At 71.8% G+C, this 21118-nt stretch carries 17 protein-coding genes and 1 pseudogene; 5 read left to right on the forward strand and 13 right to left on the reverse strand.

What is annotated here, in order from left to right:
* Nucleotides 1-7: 7 nt before the first annotated feature.
* A complete protein-coding gene (locus tag ACFWVE_RS06825; RefSeq protein WP_384008958.1) occupies nt 8-1180 on the reverse strand; it encodes an acyl-CoA dehydrogenase in 1173 nt (390 codons plus the stop codon).
* 249 nt (nt 1181-1429) lie between these two features.
* On the opposite strand from ACFWVE_RS06825, the gene ACFWVE_RS06830 reads away from it, so the two are divergent.
* Entirely contained in the window at nt 1430-2773 is a 1344-nt protein-coding gene (locus tag ACFWVE_RS06830) for a UDP-glucose dehydrogenase family protein (RefSeq protein WP_384008960.1), read from the forward strand.
* A gap of 193 nt (nt 2774-2966) precedes the next feature.
* On the opposite strand, the pseudogene ACFWVE_RS06835 reads toward ACFWVE_RS06830, so the two are convergent.
* Nucleotides 2967-3476: pseudogene (locus tag ACFWVE_RS06835) on the reverse strand (CGNR zinc finger domain-containing protein); the annotation flags it as partial.
* Between the two features lie 144 nt (nt 3477-3620).
* On the opposite strand from ACFWVE_RS06835, the gene ACFWVE_RS06840 reads away from it, so the two are divergent.
* On the forward strand, nt 3621-3980 hold the full coding sequence (locus ACFWVE_RS06840; protein WP_384008962.1) for a VOC family protein: 360 nt from the start codon (nt 3621-3623) through the stop codon (nt 3978-3980).
* Between the two features lie 286 nt (nt 3981-4266).
* Here ACFWVE_RS06840 and ACFWVE_RS06845 read toward each other — a convergent pair whose 3' ends face one another.
* From ACFWVE_RS06845 to ACFWVE_RS06855, 3 genes are read right to left on the reverse strand one after another with little or no spacing between them, the layout of a single operon-like run.
* Nucleotides 4267-5478, reverse strand: coding sequence for a dipeptidase (locus ACFWVE_RS06845; RefSeq protein WP_384008964.1), 1212 nt, complete (start codon nt 5476-5478; stop codon nt 4267-4269).
* Nucleotides 5479-5483: 5 nt separating this feature from the next.
* A complete protein-coding gene (purE, locus tag ACFWVE_RS06850; protein ID WP_384008966.1) occupies nt 5484-6014 on the reverse strand; it encodes a 5-(carboxyamino)imidazole ribonucleotide mutase in 531 nt (176 codons plus the stop codon).
* Nucleotides 6011-7150, reverse strand: a complete 1140-nt coding sequence (locus ACFWVE_RS06855) for a 5-(carboxyamino)imidazole ribonucleotide synthase (RefSeq protein WP_384008968.1) — start codon at nt 7148-7150, stop codon at nt 6011-6013. Before ACFWVE_RS06855 ends, purE begins: the two co-directional genes overlap by 4 nt.
* A 195-nt stretch (nt 7151-7345) precedes the next feature.
* Here ACFWVE_RS06855 and ACFWVE_RS06860 point away from each other — a divergent pair, with 195 nt between their 5' ends.
* The gene (locus tag ACFWVE_RS06860) at nt 7346-7912 is read left to right on the forward strand and encodes a GtrA family protein (protein ID WP_384009048.1); all 567 of its coding nucleotides are present in this window, start codon (nt 7346-7348) and stop codon (nt 7910-7912) included.
* A 63-nt stretch (nt 7913-7975) separates the two neighbouring features.
* On the opposite strand, the gene ACFWVE_RS06865 is transcribed toward ACFWVE_RS06860, so the two are convergent.
* Both ACFWVE_RS06865 and ACFWVE_RS06870 read right to left on the reverse strand, forming a co-directional pair.
* Nucleotides 7976-9247 carry an ATP-binding protein gene (locus tag ACFWVE_RS06865; RefSeq protein ID WP_384008970.1) on the reverse strand — a complete coding sequence of 424 codons (1272 nt, stop codon included), beginning with the start codon at nt 9245-9247 and terminating at the stop codon, nt 7976-7978.
* A 111-nt stretch (nt 9248-9358) separates the two neighbouring features.
* A complete protein-coding gene (locus ACFWVE_RS06870; protein ID WP_384008972.1) occupies nt 9359-10036 on the reverse strand; it encodes a response regulator transcription factor in 678 nt (225 codons plus the stop codon).
* A 515-nt stretch (nt 10037-10551) separates the two neighbouring features.
* Here ACFWVE_RS06870 and ACFWVE_RS06875 point away from each other — a divergent pair.
* Nucleotides 10552-12048, forward strand: a complete 1497-nt coding sequence (locus tag ACFWVE_RS06875) for an oligopeptide:H+ symporter (protein WP_384008974.1) — start codon at nt 10552-10554, stop codon at nt 12046-12048.
* A 568-nt stretch (nt 12049-12616) separates the two neighbouring features.
* Here ACFWVE_RS06875 and ACFWVE_RS06880 read toward each other — a convergent pair.
* Together ACFWVE_RS06880 and ACFWVE_RS06885 are read right to left on the reverse strand one after the other, a co-directional pair.
* Nucleotides 12617-13213, reverse strand: a complete 597-nt coding sequence (locus ACFWVE_RS06880) for an ATP-binding protein (RefSeq protein WP_384008976.1) — start codon at nt 13211-13213, stop codon at nt 12617-12619.
* 314 nt (nt 13214-13527) lie between these two features.
* Nucleotides 13528-13905: an STAS domain-containing protein gene (locus tag ACFWVE_RS06885; protein ID WP_384008977.1), complete on the reverse strand. Its 378-nt coding sequence runs from the start codon at nt 13903-13905 to the stop codon at nt 13528-13530.
* A 251-nt stretch (nt 13906-14156) separates the two neighbouring features.
* Here ACFWVE_RS06885 and ACFWVE_RS06890 point away from each other — a divergent pair, with 251 nt between their 5' ends.
* Nucleotides 14157-15086, forward strand: coding sequence for an RNA polymerase sigma factor SigF (locus ACFWVE_RS06890; protein ID WP_384008979.1), 930 nt, complete (start codon nt 14157-14159; stop codon nt 15084-15086).
* Nucleotides 15087-15331: 245 nt separating this feature from the next.
* Here the strand turns inward: ACFWVE_RS06890 and hutI are convergent, their stop codons facing one another.
* The 4 genes from hutI to hutU all read right to left on the reverse strand — a co-directional run bounded on the left by hutI (nt 15332) and on the right by hutU (nt 21034).
* Nucleotides 15332-16507, reverse strand: coding sequence for an imidazolonepropionase (hutI, locus tag ACFWVE_RS06895; protein WP_384008981.1), 1176 nt, complete (start codon nt 16505-16507; stop codon nt 15332-15334).
* A gap of 80 nt (nt 16508-16587) precedes the next feature.
* On the reverse strand, nt 16588-17976 hold the full coding sequence (locus ACFWVE_RS06900; protein WP_384009050.1) for a formimidoylglutamate deiminase: 1389 nt from the start codon (nt 17974-17976) through the stop codon (nt 16588-16590).
* A gap of 56 nt (nt 17977-18032) precedes the next feature.
* A complete protein-coding gene (locus ACFWVE_RS06905) occupies nt 18033-19286 on the reverse strand; it encodes an allantoate amidohydrolase (protein ID WP_384009052.1) in 1254 nt (417 codons plus the stop codon).
* A gap of 32 nt (nt 19287-19318) precedes the next feature.
* A complete protein-coding gene (gene hutU, locus ACFWVE_RS06910; RefSeq protein WP_384008983.1) occupies nt 19319-21034 on the reverse strand; it encodes a urocanate hydratase in 1716 nt (571 codons plus the stop codon).
* Between the last annotated feature and the right edge of the window lie 84 nt (nt 21035-21118).

Raw genomic sequence — 21118 nt, forward strand, 5'->3', positions numbered from 1 at the left:
GCCGGCGTTACGGCAGGTTCCTGGCCATGACGATCCGCTGGACCTGGTTGGTGCCTTCGTAGATCTGGGTGATCTTCGCGTCGCGCATCATGCGCTCGACCGGGTAGTCGCGGGTGTAGCCGTAGCCGCCGAGGAGCTGGACGGCGTCCGTGGTGACCTCCATGGCGACGTCGGAGGCGAAGCACTTGGCGGCGGCGCCCTGGAAGGTGAGGTCCCCCTCTCCACCTCCGGCGGCGACGCGCTCGGACTTGGCGGCGGCGGCGTAGGTGAGCTGGCGGGCGGCCTCGATCTTCATGGCCATGTCGGCCAGCATGAACTGGATGCCCTGGAAGTCGGCGATGGGCTTGCCGAACTGCTTGCGCTCCCTGACGTAGCCCTTGGCGTAGTCGAGGGCGCCCTGGGCGATGCCGAGGGCCTGGGCGGCGATGGTGATGCGGGTGTGGTCGAGGGTCTGCATCGCGGTGGCGAAGCCGGTGCCCTCCTCGCCGATCATGCGGTCCGCCGGAATGCGGACGTCGTCCAGGTAGACCTCGCGGGTCGGGGAGCCCTTGATGCCGAGCTTCTTCTCGGGGGCGCCGAAGGAGACGCCCTCGTCGGACTTCTCGACGACGAAGGCGGAGATGCCCTTGGAGCGCTTGGCGGGGTCGGTCACCGCCATGACCGTGTAGAACTCCGACTCGCCGGCGTTGGTGATCCAGCGCTTCACGCCGTTGAGGACGTAGGTGTCGCCGTCGCGGACCGCCCTGGTCTTCATGCCGGCCGCGTCGGAGCCGGCGTCCGGCTCGGAGAGGCAGTACGAGAACATGCCCTCGCCCTTGGCGAGCGGGGTCATGTACTTCTTCTTCAGCGCCTCGGAGCCGGAGAGGATCACCGGCAGGGAGCCGAGCTTGTTCACGGCGGGGATCAGGGAGGAGGACGCGCAGACGCGGGCCACCTCCTCGATCACGATGACGGTGGCGAGCGCGTCGGCGCCCGCGCCGCCGTACTCCTCGGGCACGTGGACGGCGTGCAGGTCGTTCGCGAGGAGCGCGGCGAGCGCCTCCCGCGGGAAGCGTGCCTCCTCGTCCACCGCTGCGGCGTGCGGCGCGATCTTCGCCTCGGCCAGCGAGCGGACGGCGTCGCGGAGCATGTCGTGCTCCTCGGACGGGCGGTACAGGTCGAAATCAGCCGATCCGGCCAAGGTCTCTCACTCCAAAGACGACGAGGTGCGACGTGGTACGGCGAAGGGTGACGCCCCGATGATGCTAACTACTGTTAAGTAACTCCCATTTTAGAACTCCTGCCCCTGCGGCAGCACGTGAGTTTGGTGACAGCGTGACGGTTGCGGAGCCGCAATGAGCGGTGACAAGCCGGATCGCCCCGTGCGGCGCGCCCGGCGGCCCCGGATATGCTCAGCCCGCACTGGCTTCCGCAGACCCCTGGAGCACGCATGGCCCTCAAGATCACCGTGATCGGAACCGGTTATCTCGGTGCGACCCACGCGGCGGCCATGGCGGAGCTCGGGTTCGAGGTGCTGGGCCTCGATGTCGTACCGGAGAAGATCGACATGCTCCGGCGGGGCGAGGTCCCGATGTACGAGCCGGGGCTCGAGGAGCTGCTGCGCCGGCATGTGGCCGGGATCGAGGGGTCCACCGGCCGGCTGCGGTTCACCATGGACTGGGCCGAGGTCGGCGCGTTCGGCGACATCCACTTCGTCTGCGTGAACACGCCGCAGCGGCACGGCGAGTACGCCTGCGACATGTCGTACGTCGACTCCGCGATCGCCTCGCTGGCTCCGCACCTCACCGGCCCCGCGCTGGTCGTCGGCAAGTCGACGGTGCCCGTGGGCTCGGCCGACCGGCTGGCCGCCTACCTGGCCGGGCACGCACCGGCCGGTGAGGACGCCGAGCTGGCCTGGAACCCGGAGTTCCTGCGCGAGGGCTTCGCCGTCCAGGACACGCTGCACCCGGACCGGGTCGTGGTGGGCGTCAGGAGCGAGCGGGCCGAGAAGCTGCTGCGGGAGGTGTACGCCACGCCGGTCGCCGAGGGCACCCCGTTCGTGGTGACCGACTTCCCGACCGCGGAGCTGGTGAAGACCTCCGCGAACTCCTTCCTCGCCACCAAGATCTCCTTCATCAACGCCATGGCCGAGCTGTGCGAGGCCACCGGCGCCGACGTGGCCAAGCTGGCGGAGGCCATCGGCTACGACGACCGGATCGGCCCGAAGTTCCTGCGCGCCGGGATCGGCTTCGGCGGCGGGTGCCTGCCGAAGGACATCCGGGCGTTCATGGCGCGCGCCGGCGAGCTGGGCGCGGACCAGGCGCTGACCTTCCTGCGGGAGATCGACTCGATCAACATGCGCCAGCGCGGCCGCATGGTGGAGCTGGCCCGGCAGGCGCTGGGCGACGGGGCGTTCCTGGGCAAGCGGGTCGCGGTCCTCGGCGCCACCTTCAAGCCGGACTCGGACGACGTACGGGACTCCCCGGCGCTGAACGTCGCGGGCCAGATACACCTCCAGGGCGGCCAGGTCACCGTGTACGACCCGAAGGGCATGGACAACGCCCGGCGCCTCTTCCCCACCCTCGGGTACGCGGACTCGGCGCTCGACGCGGTACGGGGCGCGGACGTGGTGCTGCATCTGACGGAGTGGCGGGAGTTCCGCGAGCTGGACCCGGCGGCACTGGGCGAGGTCGCGGCCCAGCGGCTGGTCCTGGACGGGCGCAACGCGCTCGACGCCGAGGCGTGGCGCCGGGCCGGATGGCGCTACCGGGCGATGGGACGCCCCACCGCCTGACGGGACGGGTGACGCCGGTTCGGCCGAGGCTCAGTCGGCCGAACCGGCGTCTGCCTGCATTCTGCACCACCGGGCGGGCCGGGCGGGGCCGCTGTGACGCCTACGACTCCTTCGGTGCCGGTGCAGGTGCGGGTGCGGGCACCTGACCGCCCTTCGGCGTCTCCACCGGCTGCGGCTGCGGCTGCGGCTGCGGCTGCTTCGAGCGGTAGCGGCGCATCTTGGCGCGGGCGCCGCACACCTGCATGGAGCACCAGCGGCCGCGTCCCGCGGGACTGCGGTCGTAGTACGCCCAGTGACAGCCGGCGGCCTCGCAGGCCTTCAGCCTGATCCACGTACCCGCCGCGACCGCCTCCGCCACGGCCGCCGCGACCCGGGAGAGCAGGGGCCCCTCGTCGACGGGTGCGAGGGCGGCGGAGCCGTCCGCCGGGTCGACGGTGACCACCAGCGGAGCCCGCGCGAGCAGCGTGCCGAGCGGGACGGTCTCGCGGTGCGGCGGATGGCCGGCGTGGGCGAGCAGGGCCACGCGCAGCGCCTCGCGCAGGGTGCGTGCCGACTCCACACCGGCCGCGTCGTCCTCCGGGAGCCCGAAGCGGGCGCGGCCGTCCGTCGTGTCCAGCGTGTCGGCGCCCGTCTCGAGGTCGAGCGTGTTGACCAGGTCCTGAACCAGGAGCAGCCCACCGGGCGCGGCCGATCTCTCACTCATGTCCGGACGGTACCTCTCACGTGTCCGTGCGTTTCCCCTTGCGACGTTACCTCCACTGCGGCAGCATGGAGTAACGGTTACCGGTTACCCGCTTCTGCGGGTAACCGAAGCGATCCGGGAGTTCAAGAACTCGAGGAGGAAGTCATGTCCGTTGCCAAGGTGGGCGCCGTCGTCCTGGACTGCGTCGATCCGCGCGCGCTGGCCGGTTTCTACGCCGGACTGGTGGGCGGCACGGTCGAGGACCAGGGCGACTGGGTGGACCTCCAGGTACCCGGCGGGCCGACGCTCGCGTTCCAGGCGGCCCCCGGGCACGTACCGCCGCGGTGGCCCGCGCCGGACCACTCGCAGCAGTTCCACCTGGACCTGACCGTCGAGGACCTGGACGCCGCCGAGAAGGAGGTGCTGGCGCTCGGCGCGAAGCCGCTGGACACGGAGGACCGCTCGCGGACCTTCCGGGTTTACGCGGACCCGGCGGGGCACCCCTTCTGTCTGTGCGCCTGCTGACACCGGAAGCCTGCTGACACCGGGAGGACCCATGGCCGCCGTGGCCCGTCTGCGCTCCGGCGTCGTCGACTGCCCCGAGCCGCGCGAGCCGGGCCGCGCCTGTCCTTCCAGCGGGCGCCCGGGTACGGCCCGCCCGACCGGCCGCGGGCCGGCCACGACCCGCAGCAGTTCCACCTCGGCTTCGAGGCGGGCGGCACCGGGGAGGAGGGGCTGCCGGGTGCATGCCGATCCGGCAGGGCGTCCGTTCTGCCTCTGCCGGATCGAGCGGCCGTAGCGCCGGCCCGTCTCAGCCGTTGCCGTCGTTGCTGCTGCCGTCGCCGTCGAGGGACTCCAGGGTCGCGTTCGACGGGCCACGGGTCGCCCGGAGCCCGCGGGCGGTGTCCTCGGCGGCACCCAGCACCCGTACCGCGTTCTGCCAGGTCAGCTTGGCGAGGTCGGCCCGGGACCAGCCGCGGTCGTGCAGTTCGGCGATCAGGTTGGGGTAGCCGGAGACGTCGCGCAGGCCGTCGGGGGTGAAGGCGGTGCCGTCGTAGTCGCCGCCGATGCCGAGGTGGTCGACGCCGGCGACCTCGCGCATGTGGTCCAGGTGGTCGGCCACCGTGGACACGGTGGCCACCGGGCGCGGGTGGGCCTCCTCGAAGGCGGCGTGCACCTTCATCCCTTCCGCGGTGGTGTCCAGGTGGTGGAGGCCGTGGGCACGCATGTTCTCGTCGGCCGCGGCCGTCCAGTCGACGGCTTCCTGGAGCACGAACTTCGGTACGAACGTCACCATGGCGACGCCGCCGTTGGCGGGCAGCCGTTCCAGTACGTCGTCCGGGATGTTGCGCGGGTGGTCGCAGACCGCGCGGGCGGAGGAGTGGGAGAAGATCACCGGCGCGGACGTGGTGTCCAGCGCGTCCCGCATGGTCGTGGCGGCGACGTGCGAGAGGTCGACCAGCATGCCGAGCCGGTTCATCTCCCGGACCACCTCGCGGCCGAACGCCGACAGCCCGCCCACGCCGGGCTCGTCCGTCGCGGAGTCCGCCCAGGCCACGTTGTAGTTGTGGGTGAGGGTCAGGTAGCGCACGCCGAGGTCGTACAACCCGCGCAGGGTGCCGAGGGAGTTGGCGATGGAGTGGCCGCCCTCCGCCCCCATCAGGGAGGCGATACGGCCCTGTCCGCGCGCCGCCTCCATGTCGGCGGCGGTCAGCGCGGGCGCCAGGTCCTCGGGGTGGCGGGCCAGCAGCTGCCGTACGCAGTCGATCTGTTCGAGGGTGGCCGGCACCGCGTCGGGCAGGTCCGCGCGGACGTACACCGACCAGAACTGCGCGCCGACGCCGCCCGCGCGCAGCCGCGGGATGTCGGTGTGCAGGTGGGCGGACTGGTCACCGGTGATGTCCCGGGCGCCGAGGTCGTAGCGGACCTGTTCGCGCAGCGCCCAGGGCAGGTCGTTGTGTCCGTCGACGACGGGGAACTCGGCAAGCAGCGCGCGGGCGTCGTCGAGGGACGTGGACGTCATGGGGCTCACTTTCCGAAGCCGAAGCCGTTGCCGGAGCCCTCGGTCCTGGCGCGCAGGCGTTTGCCCTTCTCCGTGGCCTGGTCGTTCAGCTCCTGCTGGAACTCCCGCATCCGGCCGAGGAGTTCGTTGTCGTGGGCGGCGAGCATGCGGACCGCGAGCAGTCCCGCGTTGCGGGCGCCGGCCACCGAGACGGTGGCGACCGGGACGCCGGCCGGCATCTGCACGATGGAGAGCAGGCTGTCCATGCCGTCGAGGTGCTTCAGCGGCACGGGTACGCCGATGACGGGCAGCGGGGTGACCGAGGCGAGCATGCCGGGCAGATGGGCGGCGCCGCCCGCACCCGCGATGACCACCTTCAGCCCTCGGTCCGCGGCCTGCTCGCCGTACGCGATCATCTCGCGGGGCATGCGGTGCGCGGAGACGACGTCGACCTCGTGGTCGATCTCGAACTCGTCGAGGGCCTTGGCGGCGGCCTCCATGACGGGCCAGTCGGAGTCCGAACCCATGACGATGCCGACTACGGGGCTGGGGCTCATGCGGTGATCGTGCCTCTCAGGTAGCCGGCTGCGTGACGGGCGCGCTCCAGCACGTCGTCCAGGTCGTCGCCGTAGGTGTTGACGTGGCCGACCTTGCGGCCGGGCTTCACGTCCTTGCCGTACATGTGGATCTTCAGCTGGGGGTCGCGGGCCATGCAGTGCAGGTACGCGGAGTACATGTCGGGGTAGTCGCCGCCCAGGACGTTGACCATCACCGTCCACTTCGCGCGGGGGCGGGGGTCGCCGAGCGGGAGGTCGAGGACGGCGCGGACGTGGTTGGCGAACTGCGAGGTGATCGCGCCGTCCATGGACCAGTGGCCGGAGTTGTGCGGGCGCATCGCGAGCTCGTTGACGAGGATGCGGCCGTCGCGGGTCTGGAACAGCTCCACGGCGAGATGGCCGACGACGTCCAGCTCCTTGGCGATGCTGAGCGCCATCTCCTCGGCCTTGAGCGCCAGGGTCTCGTCGAGGTCGGGCGCGGGCGCGACGACCGTGTCGCAGACGCCGTTCACCTGCTGCGACTCGACGACCGGGTAGGCGACGGCCTGGCCGTGCGGGGAGCGGACCACGTTGGCGGCCAGCTCGCGCACGAAGTCGACCTTCTCCTCGGCCAGCACCGGGACCCCGGCCCGGAACGGCTCGGCGGCCTCATCGGCCGAGCCGACGACCCACACGCCCTTGCCGTCGTAGCCGCCGCGCACGGTCTTGAGGACCACCGGGAAGCCCTCGCCCTCGGCCGCGAAGACAGCCACGTCCTGGGGGTCCGTGACGATGCGGTGCCTCGGACAGGGCACACCGATCGCGTCGAGCCGGGCGCGCATCACCCCCTTGTCCTGGGCGTGCACCAGCGCCTCGGGGCCGGGGCGGACGGGGATGCCGTCCGCCTCCAGGGCCCGGAGGTGCTCGGTGGGCACATGCTCGTGGTCGAAGGTGATCACGTCGCAGCCGCGGGCGAACGCGCGCAGCGTCTCCAGGTCGCGGTAGTCACCGACGACGACGTCGCCGACGACCTGCGCCGCGGAATCCTGCGGAGTGTCACTGAGAAGCTTGAACCTGATGCCGAGCGGGATGCCCGCCTCGTGTGTCATACGAGCGAGCTGACCCCCGCCGACCATGCCGACTACCGGGAATGTCACGCCCCCAGGGTATCGGTCGGACCGTGGTGGCCGGTTCCGCGGCCGTTCCCGGCCGGTCTTGGACCGTTCCCGGACGATCCCACGACCCGACGTCCATCCGCAGGAAGATCTCGCGGACGGATGGTTAGCATGGTCGCGTTGACGCCACCTCGGCGCTCCTACGACGTCACTCCACGGACGGGGGCCGGCACGACCATGGAACGCGGTTCCTCGGGGCCTTCGACGGGCACCCCGGCCCCGCGCGGCTCCATGCGGCAGCGCCTCGACCGGCTCGTCCGTGAAGCCGTGAAGTTCGGCGCGGTCGGCGGGGCGGGGCTGCTGGTCAATCTCCTCGTGTTCAACCTGGTCCGGCAGGTGACCGATCTCCAGGTGGTGCGGGCGAGCGTCATCGCGACCGTCGTCGCGATCATCTTCAACTACCTGGGCTTCCGCTACTTCACCTACCGGGACCGCGACAAGTCCGGGCGTACCAAGGAGATGTCGCTGTTCCTGCTGTTCAGCGCGGTCGGCCTGGTGATCGAGAACGGCCTGCTGTACGCGGCGACCTACGAGTTCGGCTGGGACAGCCCGCTGCAGAGCAACATCTTCAAGTTCCTGGGCATCGGGATCGCCACCCTGTTCCGGTTCTGGTCCTACCGCACCTGGGTGTTCCGCGCGCTGCCGGGAGCGGCGGGAGCAGGAGCGACAGGACCGGCGGCGGGTCCCGCCGTGGAGGGCGGGCACGGGCCCGCGAGACCTCCCGCCCGGCAGCACGTGCCGTAGCCACCGGGGCCCGGACCTGGGCCGGCGCGCCGCGCAGTCCCTCGTGAACCCCCGTGCCCCGGGTCAGCGCACCGTGTGGCGGTTGTCGTCCCGGGTTTTCTGCGGCGGGGTGCGGGACAGGAACAGGCCGAAGACCGCGGGCTTGGCCTGGAGCATCTCCAGCCGGCCGCCGTCCGCCTCGGCGAGGTCGCGGGCGACCGCGAGGCCGATGCCGGTGGAGTTGTGGCCGCTGATCGCGCGCTCGAAGATGCGGGCGCCCAGGTCGGCGGGGACTCCCGGGCCCTCGTCCGTGACCTCGATGACGACCTGGTTCCCGGTGACCCGGGTGCGCAGGGCGACCGTGCCGCCCCCGTGCATGAGGGAGTTCTCGATCAGCGCGGCCAGCACCTGGGCCACCGCGCCCGGCGTGCCGACCGCCCGCAGATGCCGCTTGCCGGAGGTGACGACCGCGCGGCCGGCGCTGCGGTAGGCGGGGCGCCACTCCGCGAGCTGCTGCTGGATCACCTCGTCGAGGTCGAAGGTGACGGCCGAACCGGTCCGCGGGTCGCGGGAGTTGGTCAGCAGCCGCTCCACCACGTCCGTCAGCCGCTCCACCTGCGCCAACGCGATCGTCGCCTCGTCCTTCACCGTCTCGGGGTCGTCGGTGAGGGTGATCTCCTCCAGTCGCATGGACAGCGCGGTGAGCGGGGTGCGCAGCTGGTGGGAGGCGTCGGCGGCCAGGCGCCGCTCGGCGGTCAGCATGCGGGCGATGCGCTCGGCGGAGGAGTCCAGCACGTCCGCGACCCGGTCCAGCTCGGGGACGCCGTACCGCCGGTGGCGGGGGCGCGGGTCGCCCGAGCCGAGGCGCTCGGCGGTCTCCGCGAGGTCGGTCAGCGGGGAGGCGAGCCGGTTGGCCTGGCGGACCGCCAGCAGTACCGCCGCGATCACCGCCAGCAGCGCCACCAGTCCGATGATCAGCAGCGTGCGGCCGACCTCCCGGGTCACCGAGGAGCTCGGCTCCTGGACGGTGACCGTCTCGCCCTCCTCGCCGGACGCCGAGGCGCCGATGACCTCGCCCTCCGGCTTCTCGCCGATCTCGATGGGCGCCCTGCCGGGCAGGCGGACGACGACGTAGCGGTCCTCGGTGATCTGGTCCCTGAGGACCTCGGCGGTGACCCTCTCCTCGAGGAGCAGCCTGCTGTCGACGATGCTGGCGAGCCGTACCGCCTCGGACTCGACCCGCTCCCTGGCGCTTTCGGTGATCGTACGGGTCTCCACGATCACCAGGGACACGCCGAATACGGCGATCACGACGAGCACCACGGCGAGCGTGGACTGGATCAGTCGGCGGCGCATGTCCTCATATCCGAAGTGTCCGAGACGTCCGGGGCGTCCAAGACGTCCGAGGCGTCCGAGGCGTCCGAGACGGAAGCGCGGCGCACGGGGGCGCGGCCCCCCGCCGCGGCGTCAGCTCTTCTCGAAGCGGAACCCCACGCCCCGTACGGTCGCGATGTAGCGGGGGTTGGCCGCGTCGTCGCCCAGCTTCTTGCGCAGCCAGGAGATGTGCATGTCGAGGGTCTTGGTGGACGACCACCAGGTGGTGTCCCAGACCTCGCGCATCAGCTGGTCACGGGTGACGACCCGGCCCGCGTCCCGGACCAGGACCCGTAGCAGGTCGAACTCCTTCGCGGTGAGCTGGAGTTCCTCCTCGCCCATCCATGCCCGGTGCGACTCGACGTCGATGCGTACCCCGTGCGTCGCGGGCGGCTGCTGCTGTTCGGTGGCGCCGCGCCGCAGCAGGGCGCGTACCCGGGCGAGCAGTTCGGCGAGCCGGAACGGCTTGGTGACGTAGTCGTCGGCGCCGGCGTCCAGACCGACGACGGTGTCGACCTCGTCGGCGCGCGCGGTAAGAATCAGGATCGGGACCGTGTGACCGTCGGAACGCAGCCGGCGGGCGACCTCCAGGCCGTCCATGCCCGGCAGCCCGAGGTCCAGCACCACCAGGTCGATGCCGCCCTGCAGGCCTGCGTCGAGCGCGCTGGGTCCGTCCTCACGCACCTCCACCTCGTACCCCTCCCGGCGCAGGGCGCGGGCCAGGGGCTCCGAGATGGACGCGTCGTCCTCGGCGAGCAGTACACGGGTCATGGACTGATGGTAGTCCCGCACCGACGCGGCCCGGGGTGTGATCACCGGCGCCGGTTCTTACCCGGGGCACACCGGATTCTCACGTCCGGGACCCGGGTGCCGCACCTGGAGGTGTGGGGTGCGATCGTGGAGAGAACCTTCGAATGGGTGATCACGGTTCCCCCAAAACCTGTGATCCCTGTCTCAAGTCCTTCCATTTCGGTCACTGTCCTGCCGTATGGTGAATCAACGCCTGTTGCACCACGGGGACCTTTGGCGCAGTTGACGCCGAGGGTCTCTTTCGTGTGCGGGCCGGTCTTCCGCCGGCCCCGGAAGGAATGACCTGTGGCCGGGCCTCGGCGCGCGTGGAAGCGCGTGGAGGCGTGGATCCCGGTGGTCGCCGTCCGCCGCTCCGTGATCCGGGGCGGACTCCCCAGGGGCGTGGGGGATGGACGGCGGGGCCCGCCGGTGCCGGCCAGCCCCCCACCGGGCGCGTACGCACTCACGCCACGCGTCCCGACCCACAAGGAACGACCATGGCGTCCAGCCTGACGAAGGACTCGGTCCCGCCGGGAACCCCCGGTTCCGAGAAGACCTTCTTCGGCCACCCCCGCGGACTGGCCACTCTCTTCATGACCGAGATGTGGGAGCGGTTCTCCTACTACGGCATGAGGGCTCTGCTCCCGCTGTACCTCGTCGCCCCGGGCGGCATGGGTCTGAGCGCCGGCACGGCGACGGCCATCTACTCGGTGTACCTGTCGCTGGTGTACCTGCTCACGATGCCGGGCGGCTGGTTCGGCGACCGGGTCCTGGGACCGCGCAAGACCGTCGCCGTCGCCGGCGCGGTCATCATGCTCGGCCATCTGACACTGGCCCTGCCGTCCGCAGGCACCTTCTACGCGGGTCTCGGCCTGGTCGCGATCGGCTCCGGCCTCCTCAAGGCCAACATCTCCACGATGGTCGGCCAGTTGTACGACGGTCCGGACGACCCGCGTCGCGACGGCGGCTTCACCGTCTTCTACATGGGCATCAACCTCGGTGCCTTCGCCGCGCCGCTGATCATCGGCACCGTCGGTGAGAGTGTCAACTGGCACCTGGGCTTCGCGCTCGCCGCCGTCGGCATGGGGCTGGGTGTGCTCCAGTTCCTGCTGGGCAGCCGCCACCTCGCCGCGCACTCCGGCGTCGTGCCCAAGCCCCTGTCCGCCGCGGAGAAGTCCACCACGCTGCGCAAGGCCGCCCTCTGGGCCGGCATCGCCGTGGTCGCCTACTCCGTCATCGGCTTCTCCGGCACCTACACGCTGAACTGGATCCTGGTCCCGCTGACACTGCTCGGCGTGATCGTCCCGGTGCTGGTGCTGGTGCGGATCAAGCGCGACCGGGACCTGGACCGGGACGAGCAGTCGAAGATGTCCGCGTACATCTGGTTCTTCGTGGCCGCGGCCGTGTTCTGGATGATCTACGACCAGGGCGGCTCGACCCTGTCGATCTTCGCCGACTCGTCGGCCGACAACAGCGTCCTCGGCTGGGAGTTCCCGGTCTCCTGGTACCAGTCGGTCAACCCGGTCCTGATCATGGCACTGGCCCCGGTCTTCGCCTGGGTCTGGCTGGCGCTGAACCGGCGCGGCAAGGAGCCCAGCACGATCGTGAAGTTCGGCTCCGGCCTGGTGCTGGTCGGCGCGTCCTTCTTCCTGTTCCTCGCCCCGCTGTCGATCGCCGAGGGCGGTCACAAGGCGGCGGCGGCCTGGCTGGTGGCGATCTACTTCACGCAGACCGTCGGTGAGCTGCTGCTCTCCCCGGTCGGCCTGTCGGTCACCACGAAGATGGCGCCCGCGAAGTACGCCTCGCAGATGATGGGCGTCTGGTTCCTGGCCGTCACCGCCGGTGACGCCACGACCGGACTGCTCTCCATCGCCGGCGTCGACCTGAACAGGCCGGGCGTCGTCGCGATGGAGGCCACCCTCGCGGTGGTCGCCGGTGTCGCGGTGTGGATGTACCGCAGCAAGGTCAAGTCGCTGATGGGCAGCGTCCGCTGAGGCCGTGAGGCCGTGAGGCGGGCGGCTCGCCGCGGGCCGCGCTCATGAGCCGGAGGGCCCCGCGTCCGTACGTACGGCAGCACGTACGCGGATGCGGGGCCCTCCGGGCGTTCTCGTCGCGGGCGCGGGCGGACTCGCCGTGGTCACGCGGCGGGGTGCCAAGCCCGCGTCCGCGTCCGCCGTCGGCGCCGGCGCCGGCCCGGTTCACGGGGCGTGAGGCCGTCGGCGTCGGCGCCCGGGGGCGTACGTGGTCCACCACGGCCGGTCCCGCGCGGAAGACGCCCGACCGGTACGACCTGGAGAACCATGAATCAGAAGAGGGCCGCTCCCCGGGAGCGGGGTTCGGCCCAGGGCCGGTCCTCCCCTGTCGGCGGAGGACTTGTCCGGCGGACCACCCGAAAGGCTGCGCCGCCCACCCTTCCTGACGTCACATCAGGTCCGACGGCCCGTCGGGGTACGCCGGGGGCCATGGGGAAGGAGGCCACGGTGCGAGCCGGATCCGCGGTACTCCGGCGGGCGGGCGACGGTGTGGGGTGAGTGGCGCCGCGGAGGGTGAGGACCCCGCCGGTCAGGCGGGCGCCCCGAGTTCCGCCCACACGGTCTTGCCCGCGACGCCCGGGGTGCGTACGACACCCCAGTCCAGGGAGAGCCGCTGCACGATGAACATGCCGTGCCCGCCGGGCCGCCCCGCCTGGTGCGGGGTACGCGGTGCCGGCTGACCGGTGCCGCGGTCGGTGACCTCGAGCCGGATCACCTTGTTGTCGCAGACGATGCCCAACTGGTCCGGTCCTTCGGCGTGCAGGCAGGCGTTGGTGACCAGTTCGGACACGACGAGCAGGACGTCCTCGGCGGCGGCTCTCCGGTCGGCGGTGGCGGCGGGCAGCCAGCCCCACGCGTACAGCGCCTGGCGGGTGAAGTCACGGGCGAGGGGAACGACGCCGCTCTGGTCCTCGAAGCTCAGCCGGCGGACCTGACGTCCTCCCGGCGGACCCGACGACCCCGACGCCTCCGGCACGGACGCCGCGGCGGACCGCGCCTCCGACAGGGGCGAGGCCACGCCCCCGTCGGGCGCGCTCGCCGTCGGCGCGCCGCCCCCGGGCAACCCGGAAGCACCGCTGGGCTCCGGACCGCGGTCGCCCGGCGGATAGGGCCGGGTGGTGCTCATCAGCGCTTCACCTCACCGATTCACCAGTTCACCATTCAAAAAATCCGTACTCACTCAGTCACGCGGTGCGGGATCGTCCGGTTCTCGGCATCCCCGCGACCACGGCAGCGGACACGTTCAGCTTGTCTCCTGCCCGAGGCTGCCGGGGGAACACCCCTGCGTTCGCACAAGACACAAAAAAAGCGCAATGTTCCGGGAGCACCCCGGAAGAAGGCCCGCGGAGAAAACCGGGGAGCGACGGGTCGCTCGACGCACCGGTAGGAGAACGCCCGCCCCCGGACCCGCCGCGGGGTGGCGCCGGCCTGCCCGCGCGGTCATCCGGAGTCGTCGGCCAGAGCCGCCTCGAGGCTGTCATGGACGGTGAACACCGCGTCCGCTCCCGTGATCTCGAACACGCGCGCGACCACGGACTGCATCCCCGCGAGATGCACCCCGCCCCCGGCGGCGTCGGCCTTCAGCCTGGCGCCGAGCAGCACGTTGAGCCCGGTGGAGTCGCAGAACTCCAAACCGGAGCAGTCGATGACGAGCCGCTTGAATCCCTTGGCGAGACATCCCTCCAGCGGCTCGCGCAACAGATCGGCGGTGTGGTGATCCAACTCACCCGCCGGAGTCACGACGGCACTGGGGCCCTCTTCTCGCACCTCGACCAGAAGCCGGCCCGACTGTGCGCTGCCGACCGTCCCGCGGTCCATGCCGTCTCTCTCTCCCACCGGTCGTGGCTGCTGCTGACACTGACACTGACGCTGACGAACATTACGCCTTCCCAGCGCGCTTCAACAGCCGAACAATCGCCCCCAAACGGGCATATGCCCACAGAGCTTACTTGCGGTGAGCTCGCGAAAACGGGTAGGGCTAGTAGGGACACGCACTCGACACGGCCGGCTTTGGAGGCGCCGCACACCGCAGTGGACGTAACGGCATCGGCAGCCATATGCCGAGAACGATGGAGGACATCATGTCACCCCGGCTCGACGCATCGCCTACCCAGGAAGCGACGTCGACACTCCCTCCGGCACATCTGATTCCCATCGAGCAGGACGACATGGGTGTCGTCCCGGACGACGATCTGCTCGTCGGGCTCCCGGAGATCCCCCCTTTCGACGAGGTGGGCCCGGTCGACGCGCGGGCGTTGTCCAAGACCCTCTTCGAGCGGCTGGAGTCGCTGGAGGAAGGCACCCACGAGTATTCGTACGTACGCAACACGCTCGTCGAGCTGAACCTGGCCCTGGTCAAGTTCGCCGCCTCCCGCTTCCGCTCGCGCAGCGAGCCGATGGAGGACATCATCCAGGTCGGCACCGTCGGCCTGATCAAGTCGATCGACCGCTTCGAGCTTTCGCGCGGTGTGGAGTTCCCCACTTTCGCGATGCCGACCATCATCGGTGAGATCAAGCGCTTCTTCCGCGACACCTCGTGGTCCGTGCGCGTACCGCGCCGGCTGCAGGAGCTGCGGCTCGACCTGGCCAAGGCCGGCGACGAGCTGGCGCAGCAGCTCGACCGGTCCCCGACGGTGGGCGAACTGGCCGAGCGTCTGGACATCTCCAAGGACGAGGTCGTCGAGGGCATGGCGGCGTCGAACGCCTACACCGCCTCCTCGCTCGACGCCCAGCCGGAGGAGGACGACTCCGAGGGCGCGCTGGCGGACCGGATCGGTTACGAGGACCACGGGCTCGAAGGGATCGAGTACGTCGAGTCGTTGAAGCCGCTGATCGCCGAACTGCCGCCGCGCGACCGGAAGATCCTCTCGCTGCGCTTCGTGGCCGGCATGACCCAGTCGGAGATCGGCGAGGAACTGGGTATTTCACAGATGCACGTGTCACGACTGCTGTCACGCACCCTGGTACGGCTGCGCAAGGGGCTGACCCTCGAGGAATGACGGGCGGCCGCGTCCTGCGCCCCGCACGGTCGACGCAGGGCACGGCCCCGCACGGACGACTCGCACAGCGGGCCTCACACAGCGTGCCCTGCACGTCGCGCCCCGCACTCCGCCGGCGCCGGAAGCCCTCCCCGGGCACCGGACACCGGCCGGGTACGGGGCGCAACGCGTTTCCCGCCGCCGGCCACTGATCCGAGTGCGGGGAGGGGGAGGGTACGCGGAGGGGGGGAGGGTGCGCGGACGGCTCAGAGTACGCGGACGCCCCGCCGCCATACGCCCGTGACCAGCGGGACGCCGGGGCGGTAGGCCAGGTGGACGTGGCTCGGGGCGTCGAGGAGGGCGAGGTCGGCGAAGGCGCCGGGGGTGACGCGGCCGATGTCGGTGCGGCGCAGGGCCGCCGCACCACCCGCGGTGGCCGACCAGAGCGCCTCGTCGGGCGTCATGCCCATGTCCCGCACGGCGAGCGCGATACAGAACGGCACCGAGGACGTGAAGGACGACCCCGGGTTGCAGTCCGTGGACAGTGCGACGGTGACGCCCGCGTCGAGCAGCCGGCGGGCGTCCGGCCAGGCGGCCCGGGTGGAGAACTCGGCGCCCGGCAGCAGGGTCGCGACCGTACGGCTGTGGGCGAGGGCGTCCACGTCGGCGTCGGTGAGATGCGTGCAGTGGTCGGCACTGGCCGCGTCGAGTTCGACGGCGAGCCGCACGCCGGGTCCGTGGGAGAGCTGGTTGGCGTGGATGCGCGCGTGCAGACCCTTGGCCCGGCCGGCGGTGAGAACGGCGCGCGCCTGGTCGCCGTCGAAGGCGCCCCGCTCGCAGAAGACGTCGATCCAGCGGGCGTGCGGCGCGCAGGCGTCCAGCATCCTCCCGGTGACCAGGTCCACGTAGCCGGCCGGGTCGTCGGCGTACTCCGGGGCGGGGATGTGGGCGCCGAGGTAGGTGACCTCGTCGGTGTGGCGGGCGGCCAGCCGCAGCGCGCGGGCCTCGTCCTCGGTGGTCAGTCCGTAGCCGGACTTGGTTTCGACGGTCGTGGTGCCCTGCCGCAGCGCCTCGGTGAGGAAACGGGTCAGGTTCGCCTCGAGTTCCGCGTCGCTCGCGGCCCGGGTGGCGGCGACGGTGGTGCGGATACCGCCCACACTGTAGGGGTGGCCCGACATCCGGGCGTTGAACTCGTCGGTACGGTCGCCCGCGAAGACCAGGTGGGAGTGCGAGTCGACGAAGCCCGGAATCACCGCCCGGCCTCCGGCGTCGACCCGGTTGTCGGTGGCGGGTGCTTTGCTTGATTCACCGGTCCACACGATGCGGTCGCCCTCCATGACGACGGCCGCGTCCCGGACCGGACCGAGAGGAGAGAACCCCCGTCCGAGGGAGGGATCGTTGGTGACCAGCGTGGCGATGTTGACGATGGCGGTGCTGCTCATGACGTCCTCGTGGGTGGCGGGGGCGGGTACGGGGTTCCGGTGGCCGGTCCTCGGGCGCCCGGCGTTCCGGCCGGCGGCGTTCAGGTCCTCAGTGCCTCGACGGCGCGCGCGAGGGCGTGCGGCACATCGGGGACGAGGGTGTGCGCCCCGTCGCGTACGACGTGCCGTCCCGCCACGATCGTGTGCCGTACGTCGGCCGCTGTCGCGGCGAATACGGCGGTCTCGGCGCCGAGCCGGGGCAGTGGCCCCGCGGTTCTGACCGACTCCAGGGTGAGGGTGGTCAGGTCGGCGGGGGCGCCGGGTTCGATGGTGCCCGCCCCGTCCCAGCCGAGAGCGGCGTGTCCGCCGGCGGTGGCGGCCCTCAGCAGGGCGTTCGCCGTCCAGTGACCGCGGGTGCGGGTGCGCAGGCGCTCGTTCAGCTCCAGGGCGCGCGCCTCCTCCAGCAGGTCGATGACGGCGTGGCTGTCCGAGCCGAGGGAGAGCGGGGAGCCCCGGCGTTGAAGGGCGGCCGCGGGACCGATGCCGTCGGCGAGGTCGCGTTCGGTGGTGGGGCACATGCAGGTGCCGGTGCCGCTGGCGCCGATGAGCGCGATGTCCTGGCCGGTGAGGTGCGTGCTGTGGATGCCGGTGGTGCGCGGTCCGAGCACGCCGTGGTCGGCGAGCAGGCGGGTCGGGGTACGGCCGTGCGCCTCCTGGCAGGCCTCGTTCTCGGCGGTCTGCTCCGAGAGATGCACATGCAGCGGGGCCCGCCGCTCCTCCGCCCAGCGGGCCACGGTCGCCAGCTCCCGGGCGGGCACGGCCCGTACGGAGTGGATGGCGGCACCGATGCGCGCGTGATCCTGTTCCTCGAGAAGTGAGGAGCGTTCGGCCCAGGCCTCGGCGGTGCCGTCGGAGAAGCGGCGCTGGTGGGCGGTGGGCGGCTCGCCGAAGCCTGCGGACAGGTAGGCGGTGTCGAGGAGGGTGATGCGGATGCCGGCCTCGGCGGCGGCCGCGATGAGGGCCTCTCCCATCGCGTTGGGGTCGGCGTAGGGGGTGCCGCCGGGGGCGTGGTGCAGGTAGTGGAACTCGCCGACGGCGGTGATGCCGGCGAGCGCCATCTCCGCGTACACGGCGCGGGCGAGCCGGTGGTAGCTCTCGGGGGTCAGCCGGTCGGCGACCGAGTACATCACCTCGCGCCAGGTCCAGAAGGTGCCGGCGCCGACCTGGACGGTGCCGCGCAGAGCACGGTGAAAGGCGTGCGAGTGGGCGTTGGCCAGCCCTGGGAGGGTCAGCCCGCGCAGGATCTCGGCCCCGGGGGGCGGGGCGGGGACGTCCGGGGTGACGGCGGCGATGCGGCCGTCACCACTGCCCTCGCCGTCGCCACGGACGCCGACGGTCACGGTCACGCCCGGCTCGACCCGGTCGCCGAGCCAGGCGTGCTCCAGCCAGTACGTCCGCCCGGTGGGCGTGGGGGACGGCGGGGTGGGCACGGACACGGTGGTGGCCGTGCCGGCCGTGGCGCTCGCCGTGGTGCCGCTGTCCTGTGTCACCCGTACACCAGTCCCTCCAGTACGTCGGCGAGTGCGCCGGCCCCGGCCAGGCAGTCGTCCTCGGCCGCGTACTCGGCCGGGGAGTGCGAGACGCCCGTGGGGTTGCGCACGAACAACATGGCGGTCGGAATGCTCGCGGAGAGGATCCCGGCGTCGTGTCCGGCGCCCGTGCCGAGGACGGGAATCCGGGCCGATGCCTGCCCGTCGTCCCTCTCCCGGCCCAGGATGCGGGCGAGTTCGTCGCGCAGGGCGTGGTCGAAGTCGACGACGGGTGTGCGGGACTCGCGGACCACGTCCAGGTCCACGCCGTGGGCGGCGGCGTGGTCGCGGGCCGCCTTCTCCACCCCGGCGACCACGGTGTCCAGGCTCGTCTGGTCGGCGGCGCGGGAGTCGAGCCAGCCGCGCACCAGGGAGGGGATGGCGTTGACGCCGTTCGGCTCGACGGCGATCTTGCCGAAGGTGGCGACGGCACCGGCGAGTTCGGCCTCGCGGCGGGCGGCGAGGACGGTCTCGGCGTAGGGCAGCATGGGGTCGCGGCGGTCGGCGAGGCGGGTGGTGCCGGCGTGGTTGGCCTCGCCGCGGAAGTCGAACCGCCAGCGCCCGTGCGGCCAGATGGCACTGGCGATGCCGACCCGGTCGCCTGACAGGTCGAGGAAACGGCCCTGTTCGACGTGCAGTTCGACGAAGGCGCCGATGCGGGCGAGCCGTTCGGGGTCGGCTCCGATGGCGTCGGGGTCGTGCCCGGCGGCCTCCATCGCCCGGGGCAGGGTGATCCCGTCGCCGTCGGTGAGGGTGTGCGCCCGGTCGCGGGTGAGCTGTCCGGCGGTGAGCCGCGAGCCGACGCAGGCGAGCCCGAAGCGGGCGCCCTCCTCGTCACCGAAGTTGACGATGCCCAGGGGGCGGGGGAACGGGTCTTGGCCCCGGGTGCGTCGCCGGGTGCCGTCCTTCTCCCCTCTCCGGCGCAGTTCGTCGAGGGCGGCGAAGGCGGAGACCACGCCGAGGGGGCCGTCGAAGGCTCCGCCGTCCGGCACGGAGTCCAGGTGGGACCCGGTGACGACGGCGTTCCCGTCGGCGGGGTCCCCCAGCCAGGCCCACTGGTTCCCGTTCCGGTCCACGTCGAGCCGCAGTCCCCGCCGTTCGGCCTGCGCGGCGAACCAGGCCCGGCATTCGGCGTCGGCACCGGTCCAGGCGTAGCGCCGGTAGCCGCCGGAGCCGGGGTGGCGGCCGAGAGGGAGCAGCTCACGCCACATCTCCTGGAAGGTGGGGGGCGCGGAGGGCTCGGTCACGTGCCCTCGCCCTCGCGGCCCCTGTGCCCCTCGGGCCCCTCGGACCCCTCGCGCATCGGTACCCGTACGCCCCGCTCCGACGCGACCGAGTCCGCGAGGTCGTAGCCGGCGTCCACGTGGCGGATGACGCCCATGCCGGGGTCGTTGGTCAGGACCCGCCGGATCTTCTCGCCGGCGAGCTTCGTGCCGTCGGCGACCGTCACCTGGCCCGCGTGCAGGGAGCGCCCCATGCCGACGCCGCCGCCGTGGTGGACGGACACCCAGGAGGCCCCGGACGCCACGTTCACCATGGCGTTGAGCAGCGGCCAGTCGGCGATCGCGTCGGAGCCGTCGCGCATGCCCTCGGTCTCGCGGTACGGGGAGGCGACGGAGCCGCAGTCGAGGTGGTCTCGGCCGATGACGACGGGGGCCGCCAGTTCCCCGGAGGCGACCATGTCGTTGAACCGCTCGCCTGCCTTGTCCCGCTCGCCGTATCCGAGCCAGCAGATGCGCGCGGGCAGGCCCTGGAAGCGGACCCGTTCCCCGGCCAGGCGCATCCAGCGGGCGAGGGACGCGTTCTGCGGTGACTCGGCCTCGGGGAAGAGGTCGAGAACGGCCCGGTCGGTCTTCGCGATGTCGGCGGGGTCGCCGGACAGGGCGGCCCAGCGGAAGGGACCCCTGCCCTCGCAGAACAGCGGGCGGATGTACGCGGGCACGAAGCCGGGGAAGGCGAAAGCGCGTTCGTATCCGGCGAGTTGGGCCTCGCCGCGGAGGGAGTTGCCGTAGTCGAAGACCTCGGCCCCGGCGTCCATGAAGCCGACCATCGCCTCGACGTGCCGGGCCATGGACTGGCGGGCGCGGGCGGTGAAACCGGCCGGGTCCTTGGCGGCGGCGTCGGCCATGTCCTCGAAGGCGATGGTGGCGGGCAGGTAGGCCAGCGGGTCGTGGGCGGAGGTCTGGTCGGTGACGATGTCGACGGGGGCGCCCATGGCGAGCAGCCGCGGAACCACGTCGGCGGCGTTGCCGAGGACGCCGACGGACAGCGGCCGGCGGGCGTCACGGGCCTCGGTGGCCAGGCGGAGGGCGTGGTCGAGGGAGTCGGCCCTCACGTCCAGGTAGCGGTGCTCGATGCGGCGGTCGATGGCGCGCGGATCGCAGTCGACGCAGATCGCGACGCCGTCGTTCATGGTGACGGCGAGCGGCTGGGCGCCGCCCATGCCGCCGAGTCCCGCGGTCAGGGTGATGGTCCCGGCGAGGGTGCCGCCGAACTTCTTCGCGGCGACGGCGGCGAACGTCTCGTAGGTGCCCTGGAGGATGCCCTGGGTACCGATGTAGATCCAGGAGCCGGCGGTCATCTGCCCGTACATGGTCAGACCGAGGGCCTCCAGGCGGCGGAACTCCTCCCAGTTGGCCCAGTCGCCGACGAGGTTGGAGTTGGCGATGAGGACGCGCGGGGCCCATTCGTGGGTCTGCATGACGCCGACGGGGCGGCCGGACTGGACGAGCATCGTCTCGTCCTGCTTGAGGGTCCTCAGGGTGCGGACCATGGCGTCGAAGGAGCGCCAGTCCCGGGCCGCCTTGCCGGTGCCGCCGTAGACGACGAGCTGGTCGGGGTGCTCGGCGACCTCGGGGTCGAGGTTGTTCTGCAGCATGCGCAGGGCGGCCTCCTGGGGCCAGCCCCGGGCGCTCAGCCCGGTGCCGCGCGGCGCTCGGACGACACGGGGTCCTGACATGGTCCGCCTCCTGGTGACGCACTCCGCACTTACTGAAGATATTCACACGGTCGCAGCCTGAATATGACTAGTCAATACCGCCGG

Source organism: Streptomyces sp. NPDC058632 (assembly GCF_042717095.1).
Lineage (GTDB): Bacteria > Actinomycetota > Actinomycetes > Streptomycetales > Streptomycetaceae > Streptomyces.

Excerpts from the sequence above, each read along its gene's own strand:
- ACFWVE_RS06830 (WP_384008960.1), top strand. The coding sequence starts at position 1,430 with ATGGCCCTCAAGATCACCGTGATCGGAACCGGTTATCTCGGTGCGACC.
- ACFWVE_RS06840 (WP_384008962.1), top strand. The coding sequence starts at position 3,621 with ATGTCCGTTGCCAAGGTGGGCGCCGTCGTCCTGGACTGCGTCGATCCG.
- ACFWVE_RS06845 (WP_384008964.1), bottom strand. The coding sequence starts at position 5,478 with ATGACGTCCACGTCCCTCGACGACGCCCGCGCGCTGCTTGCCGAGTTC.
- purE (WP_384008966.1), bottom strand. The coding sequence starts at position 6,014 with ATGAGCCCCAGCCCCGTAGTCGGCATCGTCATGGGTTCGGACTCCGAC.
- ACFWVE_RS06860 (WP_384009048.1), top strand. The coding sequence starts at position 7,346 with ATGGAACGCGGTTCCTCGGGGCCTTCGACGGGCACCCCGGCCCCGCGC.
- ACFWVE_RS06865 (WP_384008970.1), bottom strand. The coding sequence starts at position 9,247 with ATGCGCCGCCGACTGATCCAGTCCACGCTCGCCGTGGTGCTCGTCGTG.
- ACFWVE_RS06870 (WP_384008972.1), bottom strand. The coding sequence starts at position 10,036 with ATGACCCGTGTACTGCTCGCCGAGGACGACGCGTCCATCTCGGAGCCC.
- ACFWVE_RS06875 (WP_384008974.1), top strand. The coding sequence starts at position 10,552 with ATGGCGTCCAGCCTGACGAAGGACTCGGTCCCGCCGGGAACCCCCGGT.
- ACFWVE_RS06880 (WP_384008976.1), bottom strand. The coding sequence starts at position 13,213 with ATGAGCACCACCCGGCCCTATCCGCCGGGCGACCGCGGTCCGGAGCCC.
- ACFWVE_RS06885 (WP_384008977.1), bottom strand. The coding sequence starts at position 13,905 with ATGGACCGCGGGACGGTCGGCAGCGCACAGTCGGGCCGGCTTCTGGTC.
- ACFWVE_RS06890 (WP_384008979.1), top strand. The coding sequence starts at position 14,157 with ATGGAGGACATCATGTCACCCCGGCTCGACGCATCGCCTACCCAGGAA.
- hutI (WP_384008981.1), bottom strand. The coding sequence starts at position 16,507 with ATGAGCAGCACCGCCATCGTCAACATCGCCACGCTGGTCACCAACGAT.
- ACFWVE_RS06905 (WP_384009052.1), bottom strand. The coding sequence starts at position 19,286 with ATGTGGCGTGAGCTGCTCCCTCTCGGCCGCCACCCCGGCTCCGGCGGC.
- hutU (WP_384008983.1), bottom strand. The coding sequence starts at position 21,034 with ATGTCAGGACCCCGTGTCGTCCGAGCGCCGCGCGGCACCGGGCTGAGC.